Source organism: Enterobacter sp. C6, assembly GCF_008122455.1.
Taxonomy (GTDB): domain Bacteria; phylum Pseudomonadota; class Gammaproteobacteria; order Enterobacterales; family Enterobacteriaceae; genus Enterobacter; species Enterobacter pseudoroggenkampii.
In genome coordinates this window covers 1-3,640 of the sequence record NZ_QPFW01000079.1, presented here as the reverse complement: position 1 = coordinate 3,640, position 3,640 = coordinate 1, and the positions used below count along the sequence as shown (strand labels likewise).

Annotated in this window: 5 protein-coding genes; all 5 read right to left on the bottom strand. The window is 51.2% G+C overall.

The genetic code is table 11. The features are described 5' to 3' along the window. Positions 1-182: 182 nt before the first annotated feature. On the bottom strand, positions 183-623 hold the full coding sequence (locus tag DOU50_RS00810) for a DcrB-related protein (RefSeq protein ID WP_024909853.1): 441 nt from the start codon (positions 621-623) through the stop codon (positions 183-185). 73 nt (positions 624-696) lie between these two features. Further along, positions 697-1,773 (bottom strand): hypothetical protein, encoded by a 1,077-nt coding sequence (locus DOU50_RS00805; RefSeq protein WP_148768530.1) that lies wholly within the window; start codon positions 1,771-1,773, stop codon positions 697-699. Between the two features lie 3 nt (positions 1,774-1,776). Next, complete coding sequence (locus DOU50_RS00800) at positions 1,777-2,331, bottom strand: hypothetical protein (protein ID WP_228117490.1); 555 nt, start codon at positions 2,329-2,331, stop codon at positions 1,777-1,779. A 75-nt stretch (positions 2,332-2,406) separates the two neighbouring features. Then, entirely contained in the window at positions 2,407-2,904 is a 498-nt protein-coding gene (locus DOU50_RS00795; RefSeq protein WP_228117489.1) for a hypothetical protein, read from the bottom strand. Next, positions 2,897-3,640, bottom strand: a 744-nt coding sequence (locus DOU50_RS00790; protein WP_148768528.1) for a type VI secretion system Vgr family protein, incomplete at its 5' end; no start/stop codon positions are given. The genes DOU50_RS00795 and DOU50_RS00790, both read right to left, overlap by 8 nt.

Genomic DNA, 3,640 nt, shown 5'->3' with positions numbered 1-3,640 from the left:
GCCACGCCTGCTGCGGCGGCTCCAGCACCGAGGAGTGGCGCGGCGGCCGTAGCCGCCAGCCCCACCGCCGCGCCGATCACCGCATAGGCGGCACCTTCCGCCACAATGCTGGTGATGTCAGCAAAAATGCTGGAGTGAATAATCTCGTCGCCCTTACGGGCCGCGTTGTTATCGCTCATGCCTTACACATTCCGGTTGTCGTTTAGCGTCAGGCTCTGCTTAAGCGCGCTCCAGCGCACCTCGTCCTCTTCGGTAAAGGCTCTGAGTGCCGAGAGGGTAAAAATCATCAATACCGGTTTGCCCGGCGTCTGCACGGCCAGCTGTTTTTGCCACAGGCGTTGCCCGTTACGGTCAAACGTGGTTTCAACTTCCAGCCCGTTAATGTTTCCGTCAGGCCCGGCTTTTACGTCCCGGAATTCGCTCTGGGCGATCTCACCCATCTGAGGACGCAACACATCCCACTGGCGGTGAAACTCTTGTTTGTAGTCGCTGCCATCGGGAATCACACCGCGGCTGACCACTACGGACAGCCCGCTTTCGTCATCGCGAATAATGTTCATACTGTTATCCTGCCAGGCAGCAGGAAAAAGGGAAAACGAGCCTTCCTGGAGGGTGTATTTCATAAGTGAACTCGGGATGCTTAATATTGAGAGAAACAAGAAGGCCAATCGATGCTGGCCTTTTGGCTGGCTATAGTTATTTAAGCCACTGGCCTGACTGTTCGACTAAAACATGGCTGCCTTTGCTGACAACCAATTTCACGGGTGCATACGTGACGGTATAAGCGATCTCGCCGTTCTTGTACGTTGAGCCGATTATTTTACCTGCGGTATCGTGTAACGTTTTTCCCTTTAAGGAGATCGTACTGTTATCGCTTTTGCGCACACCGAGATAAACCATCTGGTCACATTCACCCTCGAAACGCCCGCACTTGTTTATCAGAGAGATAGTGAACTTTTCGGTGTCCAGTTTTCTGGTTTCCGCGTTTTGAACCGAAGCGGCTTTACGTAACGTATAACGCAGCGGAGCAAAATCATTTCCTTTTTGAGGAGGAGTAACTAAACGCCATTCCATTTCACTCCCCTTTAGTTCCAGAACAGCCCGTCCGCCTGCGCCGCCAAACGATGAGTTGAACTCAACGTTCGCACGGTTTCCCGCGATCGTACCGCTAAGATTATGCTCATCATCTTCCGGGCAATCGATGCGATTTCCTCTCCGGGAGACATAGCAATAAGACCCGGTGATACGGTTGCCAGATTCAGCTAGCCGCAGGGTTAACGTCGAGTCGTTCTCGAATTCACCAGCCCACTCCCCGTCAAACGCGAGTCCTGATTGGCTGCTTTTTGCAAACTGCATCGTATTGAATCTGGCGGCCCATTGCTGAATATCGGCATTAATGGCCTGACTATTATCAGATGACTGGTAATGGATAACGTTTGATTCTGGAACCACCCAGGCCGCAAAGATTTTGCCGTCAGGATTGATGACCAGCGCGGATGCGTTCTCCAGATAAAGATCTTTTAGCCAGCCCTCAACAAACAATCCGCCACCTGGGGTGGTATGCGGTTCGCCGAAGACATCAAAGTTATCAATAAAGGTCTGGTAATGATCTCCCAACGTCTTCCTGAGATTGTCTGTCACTTCGCTGTCGTTAACGATGCGTCTGACCGTATCGAGGTTATTGTATTGCGATAACTCTAACGCAGATGACGTTTCAACTGCGCCTGTCAATAAAGCCGTGAACAATACGGCTGCAACATATTTTTTGGTCATAAATTATTCTTGAGAATCATTGTTGTAATTCATCGTTATTTTTATAACGTTGTCGCCTTTTATCTCAAAAGAGAGCAGTTTTTTATCCAATTCGTAGGTAATCCACTGCTCCCCGGCATCATTTTCGACCTGACCGGTACCGTATGCGCTGTTCAGTTCCTTTCTCGTTGAACCCACATGGACACCGCGCGGCGTTGCGAAGTCTTCGGCAGTCAGCGTAATTTGAGACACGATATAATCATCAACGCTTCTTTCCGCTTTATCCCACCAGAGGTTGGAAGTGAATATTTCTACTCCAGCGTTTTGATGCTGAAAGAATTTATATTGGACTCCATCAAAAGGAACCTCACCGGTAAAACTGCCTTCCACCGGCACGCCAATTTTACGGGCAATATCAGGCGTCCATCTGTCGCCCAGGGCGACAGGCTGGTCTTTGATCTGTACGGAAAAATCCTGTTTAGTCAAAATGGATGGCTTACCTTGAGCGAAAACCACATTGCTGCCAGGACAGCTAAACATCAGGACCGAACAAAGAAATATTGGCGTATGTTTTTTCACGTTAATCGTCATTTATTGAATGTGTATGGCCATTATCACCCTGAAGAAACCGTCAGGACATGAGTGCAGTATTTCTTAGTCGGCGCTAATGACGACTGAACCCAGACAGTGAGGATTTTTCACGGTGAAACTGAAGCTCACTTTTTGTCCATTCATATCTTTTCGGGCTGTATAGCTGGTCACTTCGTTCTCCGAACGGCCGCGCGGATAATCAGTTAACCTCAGCTGCGGATAGCGCTTTTTAACGGTATCAAGCGTTATGCATTGATCTGAGGAAGGTGAAAAATTCAGTAAAGGCGCCATGCCGTCGTTTTGTTTGCTTAAACGTAACCCAATTGCGGTTATGTTCGTTCCATCAGCGAGTTTGATATCGTCGGCATTGTAGAAATTGATATATTCATTTTGCCTGGTCATCTTAAACGATAACGGCGCGTTACTAAGGGTTGTAACGGATAACGTCTTAAGCGATGCACTCATCCCGGAAATAAACATCCAGAGATCCTTTTTCTGCGCATCTTCTCCAGCCATTCCCGTCGTTAGTAACGCGATAAGCACCGCACCTGCTTTACTCATCTTTGGCCGTAAATTTCGCCTGCACCGCCGCATCAATATCCCCTTTATGTCCCGATCCCGGCGCCGTGGTGCCCGGTTTTGTACCAGAGGTATTCAGATGCAGCTTACCGCCCGTGGTGATATACCCATCCCCTTCCACGAAGAAGTTAAACTCTTTGCCGATGAGGTTAATCTTGCCGTTAGCATTCAGCTCAATGGCACTCTCACCGGAGACCAGCCGCAGCTTCGTCCCGGAAGCAATGACGTACTGCTCCACCGCCGCATCCAGCTTGCCTTTCCCCGTCAGGATCTCGGTGCCACCTTTCACGGCCTGAGTCTGATTCGCTTCCACGCGATGCAGTTCATTTTTCTTCACGTAATGGCTGCGCTCGCCGCCGACGCTGTGCGTTTCATCATTTTTAACGCTGGTGTCCATGTTACGCTCGGCCTGGATCCACACCTGCTCTGCACCCGCTTTATCCTCAAACCGCAGGGCGTTGGCGTTGTCCACGGAACCGTCTTTCGTGCGGCTCATAAAGCCCATCTGCGTCGCCGCAGCCGGCAGCGCCCACGGCGGCATGCTCGCGTCGTTGTACACGCGCCCGGTGATAATCGGACGGTCCGGGTCGCCGTTGATAAAGTCCACCACCACCTCATCGCCGACGCGCGGGATTTGCACCCCGCCGTAGCCCTGGCCCGCCCACGCGCTCGACACGCGCACCCAGCAGGAGCTGGTGTCATCGCCCTTCGCCAGACG

Excerpts from the sequence above, each read along its gene's own strand:
- DOU50_RS00810 (WP_024909853.1), bottom strand. The coding sequence starts at position 623 with ATGAAATACACCCTCCAGGAAGGCTCGTTTTCCCTTTTTCCTGCTGCC.
- DOU50_RS00805 (WP_148768530.1), bottom strand. The coding sequence starts at position 1,773 with ATGACCAAAAAATATGTTGCAGCCGTATTGTTCACGGCTTTATTGACA.
- DOU50_RS00795 (WP_228117489.1), bottom strand. The coding sequence starts at position 2,904 with ATGAGTAAAGCAGGTGCGGTGCTTATCGCGTTACTAACGACGGGAATG.